The organism is Micromonospora sp. ANENR4 (assembly GCF_015354395.1).
In the GTDB taxonomy this organism is placed as follows: Bacteria; Actinomycetota; Actinomycetes; order Mycobacteriales; family Micromonosporaceae; genus Micromonospora; species Micromonospora aurantiaca.
On record NZ_JADKYQ010000002.1, the window covers coordinates 225,580 to 242,967 of the forward strand.

Sequence of the window (17,388 nt, forward strand, 5' to 3'; positions counted from 1 at the left end):
ACAACCGGTGGGAACGAGGGAGGACCGTTTGTCACACGTCGCCGTTGCCGGACCCGTACCGGCTGTCACGCCCGCGCCACCGCGCCGGGCCCGGACGGGCGGGGCCTGGCTCCGCCCGCTGCTCGGGCTCGCGCTGCTGGCCGCGCTCGTCGCCTCGGTGGGCACCGGCCCGTTCCTGGCCGGGCTGCGGCTGATCGACGCGCCCGCGCTGGCCGCCGCGCTCGGCATCGGCGTGATCACCACCGTCTGCTGCGCCTGGCGCTGGTCGCTGGTCGCCGGTGGGCTGGGCGTACGGCTGCCGATACGCGCCGCGGTGGCGCACTGCTACCGGGCGGTCTTCCTCAACTCCACACTGCCCGGCGGCGTGCTCGGCGACGTGCACCGGGCGGTACGGCACGGCCGCGACGCCGGGGACGTGGCCCGGGGCGTGCGGGCGGTGGTGTGGGAGCGCACCGCCGGGCAGGTGGTGCAGGTGGTCATCGCGGTGGCACTGCTCGCCGCGTTCCCGTCGCCGGTCCGCCGGTACCTGCCGGCGCTGGCGGCAGTGCTCGCCGTGGTCGCGCTGGCGCTGGTGCTGGCCGCCCGCGCGGTGCCCCGCTCCGGGGCGTCCCGGTTCGCCCGGGCGGCCCGCACCGCGCTGACCGACGTGCGCTCCGGGGTGCTGGGCCGCCGGACCTGGGCCGGCGTGGTGATCGCCTCGACAGTGGTGTTCGCCGGTCACCTGGCCACGTTCGTGGTGGCCGCCCGCACGGCCGGCGCGGACGCCCCGCTGTCGCACCTGCTGCCGCTGACGCTGCTGGCGCTGCTGGCGATGGCGGTGCCGCTGAACGTGGGTGGTTTCGGGCCGCGCGAGGGGGTGGCCGCGTGGGCGTTCGCCTCGGCCGGGCTGACCGCCGCGCAGGGTGTGGCGACCGGCACGGTGTACGGCGCGCTGGTCCTGGTGGCCAGCCTCCCCGGCGCCGCGGTGCTGCTCGCACGGCGGCTGCCCCGGCGCGAGCCCGGCAACTGTCGGTGATCCCGCCTACGGTGGGGGAGCGAGGTGTGCGTCGCCGGGTCCGCCCGGCGACCGGACGACAGGAGAACCATGGACGAAACGCTGCCCACCGCGACGGTCCGGACCCGCGTGACGGTTCCGCTCCGGTTCCCCGACGGCTACGTGACCACGGCCCGCGTGCACACCTTCCACGGACTCGTCGACGGCCGCGAGCACCTGGCGTTCGGTCTCGGTGAGCACGCCGACGCCGACCCGCCGCTGGTCCGCCCGCACAGCGAGTGCCTCACCGGGGACGTGTTCGGCAGCCAGCGCTGCGACTGCGGCCCGCAGTTGCGCGAGGCGGTCGAGCGGATCGCCCAGGCCGGCGGCTACCTGCTCTACCTGCGGCAGGAGGGGCGCGGCATCGGCCTGTACGCCAAGCTCGACGCGTACGCCCTGCAGGACGGCGGCCTCGACACGTACGAGGCGAACCTGGCGCTCGGGCGCGGCGCGGACGAGCGCGACTACACGGTGGCCGCGCAGATGCTCGCCGCGCTGGGCGTGGACCGGGTGTCCCTGCTCAGCAACAACCCGGACAAGGCGGCCCAGCTCGAACGGCTGGGCGTGACGGTGGCCGACCGGGTGTCCACCGGCGTGCACCTGTCGCCCGCCAACGCCGGCTACCTGGCGGCCAAGGTGACCCGCGCCGATCACGCCCTCGACCTGCCGTTCGTGCCGTGACCACCCGCCCGTACGTGCTGCTCAGCTGCGCGATGTCGATCGACGGCTACATCGACGACGCGAGCACCGAGCGGCTGCTGCTGTCGAACGACGACGACCTGGACCGGGTGGACGCGACACGGGCCGGATGCGACGCGATCCTGGTGGGCGCGGCGACAGTGCGCCGCGACGACCCCCGCCTGCTGGTGCGCAGCGAGCACCGGCGCGCCGCGCGGGTGACGCGCGGGTTGCCGCCGTCGCCGGTGAAGGTGACCGTCACCGGCAGCGGCGACCTCGACCCGCGGGCCCGGTTCTTCACCGCGGGCGACGGGCTCAAGCTGGTGTACTGCCCGAGCGGCGTGGTGGACAAGGCCCGCGAGCAGGTGGGCGCGGTGTCCACGGTGGTCGACGCGGGGGATCCGGCCACCGCGGAGGCGGTGGTGGCCGACCTGGCCGGGCGCGGGGTGACGCGCCTGATGGTGGAGGGCGGCGGGACGGTCCACCGCCAGTTCCTCACCGCCGGCCTGGCCGACGAGTTGCACCTGGTCGTGGCGCCGTTCTTCGTGGGGGACGGGCGTGCGCCGCGCTTCGTCGGGGACGGCCGCTTCCCGTGGCACCCGGGGCGTCGGGCCCGGGTGGTCGAGGTGCGCCAGATCGGCGACGTGGTCCTCACCCGGTACGCGCTGTCCGACCGCTGCCCGGCCTGACCGCCGTGTCGATCCGGTCCGCCCTTGTGCAAGCTCGCGGTCGTGATTAGTTTGTTGACCATCCATACGAACTAATCCACTGCGCTTCCCTTCCCGAAGGGGGACCGATGACCGCGCACCACCCCGACCCGGGCTCCTCCCGCCGCCGCTTCCTCGGCCTGGTCGGCCTCGGCGTGGCCGCCACCGCCACCGGCCCGCTGCTCGCCGGCTGCTCGGAGAAGCCGGCCGGCTCCGGCGCCGCCCAGAACCTCGACGCCGTCTCCGGCCTGCTGCCCACCCGCAAGGACCTGCCCGGCGGCATCAAACCCGACATCACGGGTACGCGCCCGGTGCCCGACGGCTACACCAGCTACCCGGCGAACCTCGTCGACGCCATCACCGACAAGCCCGGCACCAGCGGCAAGCAGGTCACCGCGATGACCCCCGCCTGGGGCCCGGCGCCGCCCGGAGCCGCGCAGAGCGCCTACCTCCAGGCCGTGAACGCCGAGCTGGGCGTGCCGGTCAACTTCACCATCCAGGACGGCAACACGTACGCCGACAAGCTCAATGCGATGCTCGGCGCGCGGGACGTACCGGACCTGCTGTGCGTGCCGGGGTGGGAGGTGGAGAAGATCCCGCGCTTCGCCGAGGCGATCAAGGTGCTCTTCGAGGACCTGACCGACCACCTGAAGGGCGACGCCGCCGCCGCGTACCCGATGCTGGCGAGCTTCCCCACCGGGGCCTGGCGGCGGGCGGTGTGGAACGAGCGGATCATGTCCGTGCCCAACCCCACGGACGGGCCGTTCCCGTGGGCGCTGTTCACCCGCAAGGACGTGCTCGACGCCCGCGGCCTGGGCGTTCCGTCGAACCTGGACGACCTGCTCGCTGCGGCCAAGCAGGTCACCGACCCGGCGCGCAAGGTGTGGGCGTTCAACGACGTGTTCGCCATGATCCAGATGTTCCACAAGGTGCCGGGCCACAAGGGCGGATGGCGGGTCAAGCCGGACGGTACGCCCGAGTTCAAGTACGAGACCCCGGAGTTCCGCCGCGCGCTGGAGGTCATGGCCAAGATCTACGCGGACGGCCTGGTCCACCCGGACGTCGTGGCCAGCAAGGGCGCGGACGCCAAGCAGCTGTTCGCCAAGAACGGCGCGATCGTGTTCCTCCAGGACGGCGTCGGTTTCTGGCAGGGCGCCCAGGCCGAGCACCAGAAGACCAACCCCAAGCTGAACATCCAGCCGGTGCCGGTCTTCTCCGCCACCGGGGGCGACCCGCTGGTCTGGGGCGACGACGAGCCGATCTCCTACACGTTCGTCAAGAAGGGCCTCGGCAAGGACCGGGTCCAGGAGCTGCTGCGGATCATCAACTGGTGCTCCGCGCCGCTCGGCAGCCAGGAGGCCCAGCTGCGGGACTTCGGTGTGGCGGGCAAGCACCACACCCCGTCGCCGAACGGGCCCGTCAAGACCGACCTGGCGTTCAAGGAGATCGCCAACCAGTACTTCTTCATCAGCGGCCGCAACCCCACCATCGGGCCGTTCCCGGACACCCCGCGTTTCGTGCCGGACGTGCTCGCGTACTCCAACGAGATGGTCAAGCACATGGAGCCCAACCCCTGGGCCGGGGTGAAGCTGGAGATGCCCGCGGCCTACAAGGCCAACCAGGTGCCCACCGAGGACAAGTTCACCGACGTGCTGCGCGGCCGCCGGCCGCTCGCCGACGTGGACGCCATCGTCAAGGAGTGGAAGGCGAACGGCGGCGAGGAGGCCCGCAAGCTGCTCGCCGACTCGCTGCCCAAGGAGGGCCGGTGAATGAGCCGGCCGTCCTGGCCGGGCCCGAACAGGCCCGGCCGGACGCGCCGGCCCCACCGGGCCGCCCGCCCCGACGCCGCCCGTCCCGCCGCCGTGTGCCGCTGCGCACCCGGCTGCGCCGGGACTGGCAACTGCTCGCCATGGTGGCGCCCGGCTTCCTCATCCTGCTGATCTTCAGCTACCTGCCGATCGCCGGCAACGTGATCGCGTTCCAGGACTACAATCCCTACCTGGGCGACAACCCGTGGCAGGCGTTCCTGCACAGCGACTGGATCGGCTTCGGGCAGTTCCAGCTGCTGTTCGACGACCCGGCGTTCTGGGACGCGTTCCGCAACACGCTGGCGATCACCGCGTTCCAGCTCGTGTTCTTCTTCCCGCTGCCGATCCTGCTGGCCATCGCGCTGCACAACCTGCTGTCCAGCCGGCTGCGCGGCCTGATCCAGACCATCGTCTACCTGCCGCACTTCTTCAGCTGGGTACTGGTGGTGACGTTCTTCGTCGCGATGCTCGGCGGCGCCGGGCTGCTCGCCCAGAGCATGCGCGAGGCCGGGATGCAACCGTGGAACGTGATGACCAACCCGGACACGTTCATCGTCCTGGTCACCGTCGAGGCGGTGTGGAAGGACGTCGGCTGGGGCACCATCGTCTTCCTCGCCGCGCTGTCCACCATCGACCAGAACCTCTACGAGGCCGCCGCCGCGGACGGCGCCGGCCGGTGGCGGCGGCTGTGGCACGTCACGCTGCCCGGCCTGCGCCCGGTGATCGTGCTGCTGCTCATCCTGCGGCTGGGCGACGCGCTCTCGGTCGGCTTCGAGCAGTTCCTGCTGCAACGTGACGCCGTCGGCCGGCAGGCCGCCGAGGTGCTCGACACCTTCGTCTACCACTTCTCCATCGCCACCGGGAACTACGGCTACGGCGCGGCGGCCGGACTGTTCAAGGCCGTCATCGGGCTGGTGCTGATCCTGGCCGCGAACCGCGTGGCGCACATGCTCGGCGAACGAGGGATCTACTCGAAGTCATGACCACGCTCATCCGCCGGGCCGCCGGTGACCGATCCCGCCGGCCGGTGTGGCAGGAACCACCCACCCCGGTCGGGCAGGGGCTCAAGGCCGTCATGCTCACCGTGCTGGTCGCGGGCGTACTCTTCCCGCTCTGGGTGATCCTGGTGACCAGCCTCTCCTCCCGGGAGACCATCGCCCGGGCCGGCGGCCTGGTGGTCGTGCCCCGGGGCCTCGACACGTCCGCGTACGAGACGATCTTCGCCGGCGGCGCTGTGACCCGGGCGCTGTGGATCAGCACGCTGGTCACCGTCTTCGGCACCGCCATCGCACTGACCGTCACCGTGCTGGCCGCGTACGGGCTGTCCCGCCCCGGCTCGCTGGGACACCGCTGGCTGCTGGCGTACTTCCTGATCCCGTTCCTGGTCTACCCGCCGCTGGTGCCGCGCTACCTGGTGGTCACCGGGCTGGGGCTGAAGGACACCATCTGGGCGCTGGTCCTGCCACCGGCGATCAGCGTGTTCAACCTGGTCGTGGTGCGCGGGTTCTTCCAGGGCATCCCGTCGGAACTGCTGGACAGCGCCCGCATCGACGGCGCGAGCGACTTCCGGACGCTCGCGCGCATCGTGCTGCCGCTGTCCCGCGCGGTGATCGCGGTGGTCGGCCTGTTCTACGCGGTCAGCTACTGGAACGTCTGGTTCGACGCGCTGCTGTTCATCGACCGCAACGACATGTATCCGATCCAGCGGGTGCTGCAGAGCTACCTGCTGGCCGGGCAGGCCCCGCACACCTCCGGCGGCAGCAGCGGGGTGACCATGCCGCCGACCGAGGCGGTCAAGATGGCGGTGGTGGTGCTGACCGTCGCGCCGATCGTCGCGGTCTACCCGTTCATCCAGCGGCACTTCGTCAAGGGCGTGCTGATCGGCGCGGTGAAGGGCTGAGGCCGCGGGTCTGTCACAGCACCTGGGACAGGAAGCGTCGCAGCCGCGGATGCTCGGGCGCCTCGAACACCGCCTCCGGCGGGCCGGACTCCAGCACCACGCCCGCGTCCATGAACGCCACCGTGTCCGCGACGCTGCGCGCGAACCCCATCTCGTGGGTCACCACGACCATCGTCATCCCGGCGGCGGCCAGGTCCGCCATCACCGCCAGCACGCCCTTGACCAGCTCCGGGTCCAGCGCGCTGGTCGCCTCGTCGAACAGCATCACCTGCGGGCGCAACGCGAGCGCCCGCGCGATGGCGACGCGCTGCTGCTGGCCGCCGGAGAGCTGCGCCGGTCGCGCGTCCGCCTTGCCGGCCAGGCCCACCAGGTCGAGCTGGGCGCGGGCCAGCGCCACCGCCTCGTCCTCGCTCAGCTTCTTGAGTTTGCGCAGCGCCAGCGTGATGTTGCGCAGGACGCTCAGGTGCGGGAACAGGTTGAACTGCTGGAACACCATGCCGATGCGCTGACGCAGTGCGTCCGGGTCGTCGCGCAGCACGCTGCGCCCGTCCAGCAGCACGTCACCCCGGTCCGGCTCGATCAGCCGGTTGATGGTGCGCAGCAGAGTCGACTTGCCGGAGCCGGACGGGCCGATGACGCAGGCCGCCCGGCCCCGGGCCACGTCCAGGTCCGCGCCGCGCAGCACCCGGTGCGCGCCGAAGGCCAGGTGCACGTCGCGGACGGCCAGGCTGACCGAGGTCGTGGTGGTGGTCATCGCGGGTCCCTTCCGGACGGCGTGAGGTCGATCGGCTCGGCATCCGGCTCCGGCTCGGGCGGCGCGGCCGGGCGGCCCTGCCGCAGCCGCCGGTCCAGCCAGTTGACCGCGTGGGTCAGCGGCACGGTCAGCACCAGGTAGAACAGCCCGGCCAGCAGCAGCGCGGACTGGTTGCCGGTGTTGGCCGCGTAGTCCTGCCCGATCCGGAACAACTCCCGCTGGCTGGCCAGCAGGCCGAGGAAGTAGACCAGGCTGGAGTCCTTGATCAGCGCGATGAGCTGGTTGACCCAGGCGGGCAGCACCCGGCGTACGCCCTGCGGGATGATCACCAGGCGCATCGCCTCGCCCCAGGAGAAGCCGAGCGCCCGCGCGCCCTCCAACTGGGCGGCCTCCACGCTGAGGATGCCCGCCCGGAAGATCTCACCGAGGTAGGCGGCGGCGATCAGGGACAGCGCCAGCACGCCCAGCGGATACGGGTTGGGGCCCCACACCTGCATGCCGAGCGGCGCCAGGCCCACGCCGATCAGGAGGATGGTCGCCGCGGCCGGCAGGCCGCGGAACACGTCGGTGTAGACCCGTGCCGGCCACCGCAACCATCGGGTACGCGAGATGCCGGCGACGGCCAGCAGCATGCCCAGCACCGAGCCGAGCAGGGCGGCGGAGACCGCCAGGGTGAGCGTGTTGGGCAGCCCGACGGTGAGCATCTCGGGCAGCGCCTCGCGCATCGAGTCCCAGTCGAAGAACGTCTCCCACAGCGTGCTCAGTGGATCCATGTCCGCTCCGTCCGCCCCGCTCGTGCTCGGTTACCGGTTCAGGAGGCGGCCGACGGCGACGGCACCGCCACCGACCCGCTGCCCGGCTTGAAGTCGGCCGGGATCGGCCGCCCCGGGTAGTACTCGGCCTGCAGGCGGCTCCACGTGCCGTCGGCGATGACCTCGTCGAGGCCCTTGTTCAGCGCCTCGCGCAGCTTGTCGTCGCCCTTCGCCACCGCGTACGCGGTAGGGGTGGGGCTGAGCTGCTTCGCCGCGACCTTGATCTTGCCGTTGCTGTCGGCGGCGGACTTGTCGCCGATCTCGGCCGGGGCGATCCAGGCGTCAGCGGTACCGGCCTTGAGCTGGTTGATCGCGCTGTTGTAGTCGGGCACCCGCACCGGGTCGAGGTTCTGCCTGGTGGCGTAGTCGTCCTGCACCGTGCCCTGGACCACCACCACGCGCTTGCCGGCGAGCTGGTCGAAGCCGGTGATCGAGGAGCCGGCCGGCACGTCCAGGCCGAAGTAGCCGAAGTCGTAGCCGTTGCCGAAGTCGACTGTCTTCTTGCGCGCCTCGGTGATCGTGATCGAGGAGCTGCCCACGTCGAACTTGCCGCTGTTGACCTGGGCGAGAAGGCCGGAGAAGTCGGTGCCGACGAACTCCACCTTCAGGCCGATCTTGTCGGCCACGGCACGCAGCAGCTCGTTGTCGAAGCCGGTGAACTTCCCGTCCTTCAGGAAGACGTTCGGCGGGGCGTCGGTGAGCGTGCCGGCGCGGATCACGCCGGGCTGGAGCAGGCCGTACGGGTTGTCGGCCGCGGCGGTGTCGTCGCTGCCGCAGGCGGTGAGCGCGGTGACGGCGAGCAGGGCGGCCGCGCCGACGGCGGCGGCACGGGTCAGGACGGTACGGAAACGCACGATGTCTCTCCAGAGTGGATGGACGCGCGGAGGTGCGCGTCGGCGCCGGCCCGCCGGACGGACGGCCGGGCCGGAGAAGGGTGGAACGGGGAAAGGAGGGGTGGCGCTCGCTCAGCGCGCGAGGCGACAGGCGTCGCTGCACACCCGCATCAGGTCGACGTGGCGGCGCTTGACCAGCGCGAAGCGGGCCGGGTACGCGGCGACATCGCCGGACGGGGTGGAGGGTGGTGCGGACATCGGTCTCCCTGGTCTGTTGCTGACCTGGGTGCCAGGCCACGCTTGCACCGGCGGCTGCCGGTGCCTGGTCTTCACCCGGGGCACCCCACCGCGGAGGAGGGTTGCCGGCCAGCGAGCCGGGGCTTCGCGCTGGCGCTCATGACCTGCCCAGAAGGCTAGCAGCACCGCCGCGGCGGTCGTCCAGCGGTTATGACCACCCTCACGCGCGGGGGCCTCCAGCCGGTTCCGTTCCGGCCGGACCGCGGAGCCGGTCCTCGATGTCCGGGATGACGAAGCAGATCTCCAACGTCTTCAACTCGGCCCAGAACCGCAGCACCACGCTCCGCCAGGCGGCGCCACCCGCGACGGCGAGCAGAGCCGGCCCGGCGAGGACCGCCGCGGTCCCGCCGAACCCGCGACCGGCTTCGACCACGGCCAGGACCGCGCCGAGAAGCAGCGGCACCGTGGCGTTCCGCATCATCAACCCGATCGCCCGCATCCGCGTCGCCTCGGCGGCCACCTCGCGGTTGTGCAACTCGGCCGCGGCGAGCAGCACCCCCCAGGGCGCGGTGAGCATCCGCGAGCCGGCCGCGCCGAGGGCCTGCTCCGCGAACACTCGGCGGGCGTCGAATCGGCCCCAGTTCCAGAACGGCAGCGCCCGGTCGACGACACGACCGAGGCCGTACGTGGCATTGCCCAGCACGTAGGCGAGCAGCAGGGCCAGGAGCAGGAGCAGCGGCGTGGGCTGTCGGCTCAGGTCGTCAAGCCGCACCCAGTCCTGCCGGACCGCGAGGTAGGCGGTCAATGTGAGGTAGAGCGACCCGGGGGTGAGGTAGGTGAAGAGGTCGAAGATGCCGATGCTGAAGGTCATCAGTCCTCGCAGGGCCCGGAGGTGGCGATGCCGGAAGGGGGCCGGTCCCGATCCACACTAGGTGACCGGCACAACGCCGCCCGTCACGACCACCTCACGCCCGGGGCCTCACCGCCGGGCCGGGACGACAGGCGCGTCCCGGCCCGTGCCGTGCCGCGACGGGCTGCGCTGCTCGTGGTAGTCCTGCTCGACGTTGACGGTCCAGACGTCGTGCTCCGCGCCGTGCGCGATGTTCTCCGCGGTCAGCATCGCCGTCAGCATGGAGTGGTCGGCGTTGTTGTACCGGTGCATGCCGTTGCGGCCGACCGGGTGCACGTTCGGTACGTTCGCTGCGAGCCAGTCCCGGATCACGTCGACGTTGTGCTGGTACCGCTCGTCGTAGACCGGGTACGCCTTCGGCATCCGGACCACGTAGCCCGCCTCGACGCACCCGGGCTTGACCAGGCCCAGCCGCTCCAGCTCCGCGGTGGCGAACGCGATCAGCTCGGCGTCCGGCGTCCGCCACATCTCGTCACCCTCGAACACGAAGTACTCCAGCCCCAGGCAGGTCCGCCCGTCCTTCACCAGGTACGGCGACCACGAGCCGAAGTTCTGGATCCGGCCCACCCGGGCCGCCGGGTCGTGCACGTAGATCCAGTTGTCCGGGAACGAGAACTCCTCCGGCACCACCAGTGCCACGGTCAGGAAGTCCCGATACCGCAGGTCGTCGGCGGCGGCCCGCACCTCGGACGGCGCCTCCGGGCGCATGGCCCGCACCAGCGCGGAGATCGGCATCGAGGAGATCACGTGGTCGGCCGGCTCGGTGCGCTCCCCGCCCGCGTCGGCCACCGTCACGGCGGTGGCCCGCCGCGCGGCCGGATAGCGGTGCACCTCGGTCACCCAGGCGCCGGTACGCACCGTGCCGCCCCGCTTGACGACCTCCTCGGCGCAGCGCTCCCACATCATCCCCGGGCCGTGCTTCGGGTACTGGAACTCCTCGATCAGGCTGGTCACGTCCGTGCGGTTGCGCCGGGGCAGCAGCGCGTTGCGCATCGCCGTGGCAAGCGACAGGTTCTTGATCCGCTGGGCGGCCCAGTCGGCCTGCAACCGGTCGGCCGGCATCCCCCAGACCTTCTCCGTGTACGTCTTGAAGAAGATCGAGTAGAGCCGCCAGCCGAATCGCGCCGACACCCACCCCTCGAAGTGCGACTGGTCCTTCGGTGGCCGCAGCCGGGCCCGGCCGTACGAGCCCAGACAGCGCACCGCCTCCAGCAGGCCGAGGTTGCGCAGCGCGTTGCCGGCGCTGAGCGGGTAGTCGAACAGCGCGCCCCGGTAGTAGATCCGGCTCATCCGCGGCCGGAGCAGGAAGTCCTCGTCGGGGAGGATCTCGTGCCAGAAGTCCTCGACCCGGGACACCTTTGTGAAAAAGCGGTGCCCGCCGATGTCGAAGCGCCAGCCGTCGCGCTCCACGGTCCGGCTGATCCCGCCCACCACGTCGTCGGCCTCGTAGACCCGGACCGGCTCGCCGTGCCGCAGCAACTCGTACGCCGCGGTGAGCCCGGCCGGCCCCGCCCCGATGACCACGGTCCCGTCGCCGTCGCTCATGCCGTGCGTGCCCCCCGCCTGCCGATGCGGCAGCGCGCATACCCACCCTGACCGCGTTCTCACCTGCCGGTCCATACCGATCCGCCGACCGCCCAGCCCTCTCACCGCCCCGCCCGGCCCCGCCCGGCCCCGCCCGGCCCTGCCCGGCCCCACCCCCCGGGCCCGTCGATCATGAAGTTGGCGGCGGTTGGCGTCCGATTTGTCGCCGCCAACCTCATGATCGACGGGGCCGGGGCCGGGCCGGGGGTGGGGCCGGGGCCGAGGCGGGGCGGGTGTGGGCGGGGTGGGATGGGGAATGCGGGCCGGGTTTCCGGCCGGGCACGTTCGGCCAGGGTCGACCGGTGGGAGCGCGATGGCGGAGGAGCGGCGGGCCGACGCCGGCGGCACGGCCGAGGCCGGCCGCGTGGGCGGCCTCCGCGGCGTTGCGCGCTCCGGGCGTACCCGGTGGTGGTCGCGCGGGTCTCCGGTCCGCCGGCTGCCTGAGCCGTGGGGATTCGTGCTCGCCGTCTTCGCCGGCTCGAAGCTCGTGCTCAGCCTGATCGGCGTGCTGGTGCTCACCGCCTGGGACGGGGTGCCGGGCGCGCCGCCGCCCGGCGAGACCTCGATGCGGGCCCAGCAGGACGCGATCTCGCCGCACCGCTGGTTCTCGCTCTGGTTCGCCTGGGACTCGTTCCTCTACGAGCACCTGGCCCGGCTGCCGCTGGACCGGCCCTGGCCGGACTTCGGCTTCCCGCTGCTCTACCCGTTCCTGGCCCGGCCGATCGCACCGCTGCTCGGCGGGCATACCGCGTGGGCGCTGCTGCTCGTGAGCAACGTGGCGCTGGTGTTCCAGCTCTACTACGCGTACCGGCTGGGGGGCCTGCTGCTCGGCGGCGCGGGACCGGCCGGCAGCCGGCGAGCGGTCCGGTACCTGCTGCTCCTGCCGACGGCGTTCCTGTTCCAGGCGGCGCTGACCGAGTCGCTGTTCGTCTGTCTGACGCTGGCCGCCTTCTGGTACGCCGAGCGGAGCCGCTGGCTGCTCGTCGGCGTCGTCGGCTACTTCCTGGCGATGAGCCGCTCGGTCGGCTTCCTCGTGGTGGTGCCGCTGGCGCTGGTGCTGCTGCGCGAACACGGCTGGCGGGCCGGACCCCGGGCGTGGCCGCGCCTGCTGCGGCAAGGCTGGCCGCTGCTGCTGGTCCCGGCGGGCTGGCTGACGTTCATGGCGTTCTGCCGCTGGCAGAGCGGCGACTGGTTCGCCTACCAGCACGCCCAGGAGACGGGTTGGGGGATCCGGCTGCAGAGCCCGCTCGGGACCGCCGCGTCCGCGCTGACCGGCGGCAACTCGGCCGACGCGCTGCGGGTCTGGATCGCGGTGGCGATGCTGGCGGTGGCGGTCGTCGGGCTGCGCCGGCGCGCCGACTGGCCATACCTGGTCTACACGCTCGTCATGGTGCTGGCGCCGCTGTCGATGGGGCCGCCGGTGTACAAGAGCCTGCTGCGCTACCTGCTCGCCGCCTTCCCGGTCGCGTTCGTGCTGGCCCGCTGGGCGCGGCGGCCCGGCCTCGACGGTTGGCTCACCGCCGCGCTGACGCTGCTGCAGGGCGCGTTGTTCGCGGTGTGGCTCACCTACTGGACTCACCTGATCATCTGACCGCCGCGGCTGTGGCCGTGGGCGCTGCCCGGCGGGTTCGCGGGGCGGGCCGCAGAATGGGTGGATGACCGAGCGGCGGGTGACAGTCGACGACCTCGGCGCCTGGTTGATCAAGGGCAACGCGGACGCGGTGGACCTGACGGCCCGCTTCTCCGCCGACCCGCGCGTCACCGACTGGTGCGTCCGCCCGGGTTACCGGTTACGGCTGATGCGCGCCGGTCAGCCGGTCGTGTTCTGGGCCAGCGGCAGCAGGGGCCGGGCGCTGTACGGCGTCTGGGGCGTCGGCCGGATCGCCGCCCCGCCGGAGCCAGGTGCGCCGGGCGAGGCGTGGACCGCGCCGCTGGACCTGACGATCCTGGACGAGCCGCTGCGGGTACGCCGCGAGGTGCTGCGCGCAGACCCGCGGCTGGCCGGCGCGGAGGTGCTCCGGCAGCCGCAGGCGGCGAACCCGTCCTACCTGACCGTGGCCGAGTTCGACGCGCTGCGCGCCTACCTGCCCCGCGACGGCGGCGGCTGACCGGCCCGTCCGGCGCGGGGCAGGTAGGCGCGGCGGACCGACACGTCCGCATGCCGGCCCGCTGCCCGTTCGGCACTGCGTGGCCGCTCGGGCGGTGCGGCCCCGTTTCAGGCGGCCAGGGTGGCGGCGAGCCGGCGGGCCTCGGCGACCAGTCGGCTGCCACCGCCCCGCGCCACCACGTCGGCCAGTCCGGGTACCTCGGTCCGGACACCCGTCGCGGTCGCCGTCTCCGCTGCCAGCGCCAGCAGGTCGGGCGTGCCCCGGGGCGGCGTCGGCGCGGTCAGCAACGGCGGCAACGCCGCGGCGAGCAGCCGCCACACGCTCAGCGGAGCACCCGCCGCCACCGCGTCGCGCAGCGGCGTGACCGCCCGGGTCAGCGTCACCTGCCCGCCGGCCGCCAGCGTGCCGAGGTGCTCGCCGGTCGCCGGCGCGTCCAGGTCACCGGCGGCGGCCAGGATCAGCACCGCGTCGAGCGCGGCCACCCGGTCCGCCTCGTGGCGGGCGCACAACCCGTAGGCCAGCGCGAGGTCGAGGGCCGGTCCGCCCGCGCCCGTGCACTCGGCCAGCACCGGCAGGGCGGCGGCGTGCCCGAGGGTGTCCTCCTGCGCCGCGCCGGCCACCTCGGGCAGCAGGTGGGCGGCGACCACGCCCCGGTGCCCGGGCAGGACGGCCGGCCAGACGTCACCCCAGCCGTCGGTCCACCGGCCGATCGGCGTGGGAGTCAGGGTGAGCAGGCCGAGCCGGTCCTCGACGCCATCCGGCGGGGTGAGCGCGACGAGCGTCCGGCCCTCGGGTAGCCGGTCGTAGCCCCAGTCGTACCCGGCCGACCGCGCCCGCCGGCCCACCGTCACCACCTGCTGCGCCGGGGCCGGCACGGCGTCGCCACGCAGCCAGCGGGCCAGCTCGTCACCGGCCGGCGTGCGCAGCGCCGCGGCACGTTCGGCAAGTGGCCCGTCGACGCCGGTCGGCAGGCGCAGCAGGGCCTGCGCGAGATCCCAGCGCCACACCGGACGGCCACCCAGCGCGGCCAGCCGTTCGTAGAGCGCCACCGGCTCGATCGCCCCGGTGACCGAGGTCGGCGTGGACAGCAGGCCCGGGTCGTCGCGGCCGTCCAGGCGCTGCCCGATCTCGGCCAGGCGGGCGCAGGCGAGCTGGACGGGCGCGGGCCGGCGTGTGGCCGGCACCGGCGGACCACCCCGGAACGGGAGCGGCGCGCGTGGGCGGGACTCGGCCAGCAGCGTGCTCCACTGGTCGCGGCGGGTCGCCGCCTCGGCGTCGCCGCAGACGGCCAGCAGGAGCCCGTGCATCTGGACCGAGATGTTGAACACCGACCAGGGATGGTCGTACGCGCCGACCTGCTCGCGGCGCACCACAGGCAGCAGCGCCGCCGTGAGCCGCTCGCGGTCGGCGGTGCCGAGCCGGACCAGGCCGTCCATGACGCGTTCCGTCGTCAGCGCGGGCCAGCGCCGGCCGAGCGACGCCGCGATCTCCTCCACCAGTTCGTCCACATCCTGGATCGGTGGCGGCGCGGCCGCCGCCGGCAGCGGCGGCGGCAGGTCGTCGCGGGCTTCGGCCACGGTGGCGACGGCCACCGGCCGGTGACCGTGGCGCGCCGCCAGCGTCAGCGCGCGTTCGCGCAGGCCGGCGTCCGGGTGGCCGGCCGCCACGGCCAGCACCGCGCCGATCTCCGCAGCCTGGTCCGGGTGCTGCCGGGCCAGCCGGTCGAGCCAGGACACCTGCGCCCGGACCAGTGCCTTCTCCGGCCGGGCCAGCACCGTCCGGGCGGTCTCCCACAGCGCCTCCGGCTCGGCGGCGTCACCGGCCTGCCGTAGCGTCCGCTGTGCGGCGCGGGCCACCGGCCCGGGACCGTCGGCGAGCAGCCGCAGATAGGCGCTCGACCGCACGGCCACCTCGTCCGGGGTCGGCGTCAGCAGGTCGTGCAGGACCAGGAACGGGCGCAGCGCGCCCGGACGGTCGCCGCGCAGCAGCCGGCCGAGGACGCCGTTGAGCAGGACCGCCCGGTCGAGCCGGCCCTCCGCCGCCAGCGCCGCCAGCGCCCGGGGCAGCGCCTCCGTGCCCGCGCCGTCGCCGCGGGCCAGCTCGGTGCCGACCCCGTCCACCTCGAACAGGCGCGGCAACAGCGCGTCGAGGAACGGGTCCGCACGCAGCCGGTCCACAGTCGGCGGACGCGTTCCGCGCGGATCCGGCCAGCCCTGCGCAGCGGCCCAGCCTCGCACGAAGTCGTCCCCCGTCGGCGGCGGAGCCTTCTCGGCCAGCAGGAGACCGGCGACGAACCGCCAGCCCGCGACCATCCGGTCCCGGGGGAGCCGGTCGGCCAGCTTGTACGCCACGTCGGCCAGCCAGGTCACCCCGCGCTCCCGGGCGACGTCGACCACCGGCGCCGCGTCGACGCCGCTCAGCCAGACCGAGCGGCGGCCGAGCAGCGCGGCCACCTTCGTCGGGGTGCTCAGCGTCCCCACCGCTGCGACCGCCAGTGTGGCCGCCTCGCCCTGCCACCACCAGGCGTCACGCCTGCGGCGCACGTCGGCGACGAGGTCGTCGCCGAGTGCCCGCCGGGCCGGCTCGTCCAACCCGGCCAGGGCCGACCGGACCTCCGACATCCGGCCGCGCACCACAGCCTCGACGAAGCCGCTCACGACAGCGCCCCCACCGGCGCCGCGACCATCGACACCGCCAGCGCATGCCGGCACGGCCCCCGCTGCCCGCGGTGCCGCGCCCACCAGCGGCAGGAACAGGAGTACGCGCCGTCCGGGTGCCGTCGTACCCGGTAGGTCTCGGCGTCGGTGCGGACCGTCGCGTCGGCGCCGTCGCGCTCGACGGCGCCGCGCTCGACCAGCGCACGCGCGCCGACCAGCCGCGGGTTGTCCCGCTCCGCGCGGCCCGCGTCGTAGGGCATAACCCGGTGGAAGTACGCCCCGTCCGCCACGTCGTATCCGACCCGCCCGGCGGTGCCCAGCTGGGCGAGCGCGGCCCGCACCCGCTCGTCGGGCAGCGCGGCGGCGTCGGCCAGCGCGGCCACGTCGATCGCCGGATCCCAGTTGAGCAGCGCGCCCACCAGCTCCGCGTCGTCGACCACGTCGTCACCGGCGAGCGCCGCCAGGGCGGCGCCCTCACCGGAGAACCCCCGGTACGGCTCGGGGGACAGCGTCAGCGACACCCGCAGCGCCCCGGCGTCCAGCTCCCAGGTGCTCGGCACGGCCGGCGACCCGGTGCGCACCGCCGGGCCGTACACCCGCAGGGTGCGGGCGTGGCGCAGCACGCCGCGTAGCGCCGCCAGCCGGCCCGCACCGGCCAGGCAGACAGCGCCCGGCACCGGGCGGGACGTCAGCCGCAGCGTACGCCCGGCGGGCACCGCCCACAGCACGCTTCGGTCGTTCGCGGCGGGCAGCCGGCGCAGGAACGCCGCCGCCTCCGCCGCCGCGATCTCGGCGCGCGGCTCGAAGCCGGCGGTGAGCACGTGCACCTCGGCGAAGCCGCGCAGCCAGCGGCCGGGCAGCGGCACCTTCCGCTCGACCACCGCGCCGTCCACGGTGGAGACCGTCAGGTCGTCCGGGCCGACCGCCACGTGCAGCGGCTCGATGCCACCCACCCGGGCCAGCGCCTCCCGCAGCGGCGGGTTCACATCCACGTTCGTGGTGCCGTGGCCGCTGATCTCCCCGTCCAGCCCGGCCGGCAGGACGTCCATCCGCGCGTACACCCCGCAGCAGCCGGAGAACGACTCGAACCGCAGGCGGTCGCGGCTGCCGGTCACCACCGGGTCCAGGCTGGCCGGGTTGACCGGCTGGTGGTAGCGGGTGCGGGCCACCTCGGCGACGGCGAGCAGCCCGGCCGCCGACGCGGCCGGGGCGGTGAGGAACCCGGCGAAGAAGCGCGGGTTGGCCGCCGGGCCGCCACAGGTCTGCAGATCGAGACCGGCGGCGCGCAGCGCGGACGGCTGAAGGTATCGGTACGTCTGGACGGCGTTCACGGCGCAGACCGTAGAGGGACCGACCGACAAAAGCGG

The 17,388-nt window shown here is 73.7% G+C and carries 16 protein-coding genes and 1 riboswitch; of the genes, 8 read left to right on the plus strand and 8 right to left on the minus strand.

The features are described 5' to 3' along the window. Positions 1-118 precede the first annotated feature (118 nt). The 6 genes from IRY44_RS04190 to IRY44_RS04215 all read left to right on the plus strand — a co-directional run bounded on the left by IRY44_RS04190 (position 119) and on the right by IRY44_RS04215 (position 6,126). Positions 119-1,015, plus strand: coding sequence for a lysylphosphatidylglycerol synthase transmembrane domain-containing protein (locus tag IRY44_RS04190; protein WP_228531515.1), 897 nt, complete (start codon positions 119-121; stop codon positions 1,013-1,015). Positions 1,016-1,084: 69 nt separating this feature from the next. Beyond that, the gene (ribA, locus tag IRY44_RS04195) at positions 1,085-1,714 is read left to right on the plus strand and encodes a GTP cyclohydrolase II (RefSeq protein WP_135240544.1); all 630 of its coding nucleotides are present in this window, start codon (positions 1,085-1,087) and stop codon (positions 1,712-1,714) included. After that, entirely contained in the window at positions 1,711-2,400 is a 690-nt protein-coding gene (locus IRY44_RS04200; protein ID WP_194799142.1) for a RibD family protein, read from the plus strand. The genes ribA and IRY44_RS04200 overlap by 4 nt, the downstream gene beginning before the upstream one ends. 107 nt (positions 2,401-2,507) lie before the next feature. Next, entirely contained in the window at positions 2,508-4,187 is a 1,680-nt protein-coding gene (locus tag IRY44_RS04205; RefSeq protein WP_194799143.1) for an extracellular solute-binding protein, read from the plus strand. Further along, positions 4,184-5,209 (plus strand): sugar ABC transporter permease, encoded by a 1,026-nt coding sequence (locus IRY44_RS04210; protein WP_194799144.1) that lies wholly within the window; start codon positions 4,184-4,186, stop codon positions 5,207-5,209. The genes IRY44_RS04205 and IRY44_RS04210 overlap by 4 nt, the downstream gene beginning before the upstream one ends. Further along, the gene (locus tag IRY44_RS04215) at positions 5,206-6,126 is read left to right on the plus strand and encodes a carbohydrate ABC transporter permease (RefSeq protein WP_194799145.1); all 921 of its coding nucleotides are present in this window, start codon (positions 5,206-5,208) and stop codon (positions 6,124-6,126) included. Before IRY44_RS04210 ends, IRY44_RS04215 begins: the two co-directional genes overlap by 4 nt. A 13-nt stretch (positions 6,127-6,139) precedes the next feature. Here IRY44_RS04215 and IRY44_RS04220 read toward each other — a convergent pair whose 3' ends face one another. The 6 genes from IRY44_RS04220 to IRY44_RS04240 all read right to left on the minus strand — a co-directional run bounded on the left by IRY44_RS04220 (position 6,140) and on the right by IRY44_RS04240 (position 11,217). Beyond that, positions 6,140-6,880 carry an amino acid ABC transporter ATP-binding protein gene (locus tag IRY44_RS04220; protein WP_194799146.1) on the minus strand — a complete coding sequence of 247 codons (741 nt, stop codon included), beginning with the start codon at positions 6,878-6,880 and terminating at the stop codon, positions 6,140-6,142. Further along, complete coding sequence (locus IRY44_RS04225) at positions 6,877-7,653, minus strand: amino acid ABC transporter permease (RefSeq protein WP_194799147.1); 777 nt, start codon at positions 7,651-7,653, stop codon at positions 6,877-6,879. The genes IRY44_RS04220 and IRY44_RS04225 overlap by 4 nt, the downstream gene beginning before the upstream one ends. A gap of 38 nt (positions 7,654-7,691) precedes the next feature. Then, the gene (locus IRY44_RS04230) at positions 7,692-8,546 is read right to left on the minus strand and encodes an ABC transporter substrate-binding protein (protein ID WP_194799148.1); all 855 of its coding nucleotides are present in this window, start codon (positions 8,544-8,546) and stop codon (positions 7,692-7,694) included. A gap of 111 nt (positions 8,547-8,657) precedes the next feature. Next, the gene (locus IRY44_RS30995) at positions 8,658-8,783 is read right to left on the minus strand and encodes a hypothetical protein (protein WP_013286752.1); all 126 of its coding nucleotides are present in this window, start codon (positions 8,781-8,783) and stop codon (positions 8,658-8,660) included. A gap of 33 nt (positions 8,784-8,816) precedes the next feature. Continuing rightward, positions 8,817-8,927, minus strand: a riboswitch (SAM riboswitch). A gap of 55 nt (positions 8,928-8,982) precedes the next feature. Then, positions 8,983-9,633 carry a hypothetical protein gene (locus IRY44_RS04235; RefSeq protein ID WP_194799149.1) on the minus strand — a complete coding sequence of 217 codons (651 nt, stop codon included), beginning with the start codon at positions 9,631-9,633 and terminating at the stop codon, positions 8,983-8,985. Positions 9,634-9,741: 108 nt separating this feature from the next. Continuing rightward, entirely contained in the window at positions 9,742-11,217 is a 1,476-nt protein-coding gene (locus tag IRY44_RS04240; RefSeq protein WP_194799150.1) for an NAD(P)/FAD-dependent oxidoreductase, read from the minus strand. 352 nt (positions 11,218-11,569) lie between these two features. Between IRY44_RS04240 and IRY44_RS04245 the strand changes: the two genes are divergently transcribed. Together IRY44_RS04245 and IRY44_RS04250 are read left to right on the plus strand one after the other, a co-directional pair. Next, on the plus strand, positions 11,570-12,847 hold the full coding sequence (locus tag IRY44_RS04245) for a hypothetical protein (protein ID WP_194799151.1): 1,278 nt from the start codon (positions 11,570-11,572) through the stop codon (positions 12,845-12,847). A 64-nt stretch (positions 12,848-12,911) separates the two neighbouring features. Further along, the gene (locus tag IRY44_RS04250; RefSeq protein WP_194799152.1) at positions 12,912-13,364 is read left to right on the plus strand and encodes a hypothetical protein; all 453 of its coding nucleotides are present in this window, start codon (positions 12,912-12,914) and stop codon (positions 13,362-13,364) included. 107 nt (positions 13,365-13,471) lie between these two features. Here IRY44_RS04250 and IRY44_RS04255 read toward each other — a convergent pair whose 3' ends face one another. Together IRY44_RS04255 and IRY44_RS04260 are read right to left on the minus strand one after the other, a co-directional pair. Then, positions 13,472-16,021, minus strand: a complete 2,550-nt coding sequence (locus tag IRY44_RS04255; protein WP_194799153.1) for a hypothetical protein — start codon at positions 16,019-16,021, stop codon at positions 13,472-13,474. Continuing rightward, positions 16,018-17,352 (minus strand): SWIM zinc finger family protein, encoded by a 1,335-nt coding sequence (locus tag IRY44_RS04260; protein ID WP_194799154.1) that lies wholly within the window; start codon positions 17,350-17,352, stop codon positions 16,018-16,020. The genes IRY44_RS04255 and IRY44_RS04260 overlap by 4 nt, the downstream gene beginning before the upstream one ends. Positions 17,353-17,388 lie beyond the last annotated feature (36 nt).

What these genes read in the sequence shown, in the direction of transcription:
- ribA (WP_135240544.1), top strand. Translation starts at nt 1,085, where the DNA reads ATGGACGAAACGCTGCCCACCGCGACGGTCCGGACCCGCGTGACGGTT.
- IRY44_RS04205 (WP_194799143.1), top strand. Translation starts at nt 2,508, where the DNA reads ATGACCGCGCACCACCCCGACCCGGGCTCCTCCCGCCGCCGCTTCCTC.
- IRY44_RS04215 (WP_194799145.1), top strand. Translation starts at nt 5,206, where the DNA reads ATGACCACGCTCATCCGCCGGGCCGCCGGTGACCGATCCCGCCGGCCG.
- IRY44_RS04220 (WP_194799146.1), bottom strand. Translation starts at nt 6,880, where the DNA reads ATGACCACCACCACGACCTCGGTCAGCCTGGCCGTCCGCGACGTGCAC.
- IRY44_RS04225 (WP_194799147.1), bottom strand. Translation starts at nt 7,653, where the DNA reads ATGGATCCACTGAGCACGCTGTGGGAGACGTTCTTCGACTGGGACTCG.
- IRY44_RS30995 (WP_013286752.1), bottom strand. Translation starts at nt 8,783, where the DNA reads ATGTCCGCACCACCCTCCACCCCGTCCGGCGATGTCGCCGCGTACCCG.
- IRY44_RS04235 (WP_194799149.1), bottom strand. Translation starts at nt 9,633, where the DNA reads ATGACCTTCAGCATCGGCATCTTCGACCTCTTCACCTACCTCACCCCC.
- IRY44_RS04240 (WP_194799150.1), bottom strand. Translation starts at nt 11,217, where the DNA reads ATGAGCGACGGCGACGGGACCGTGGTCATCGGGGCGGGGCCGGCCGGG.
- IRY44_RS04245 (WP_194799151.1), top strand. Translation starts at nt 11,570, where the DNA reads ATGGCGGAGGAGCGGCGGGCCGACGCCGGCGGCACGGCCGAGGCCGGC.
- IRY44_RS04250 (WP_194799152.1), top strand. Translation starts at nt 12,912, where the DNA reads ATGACCGAGCGGCGGGTGACAGTCGACGACCTCGGCGCCTGGTTGATC.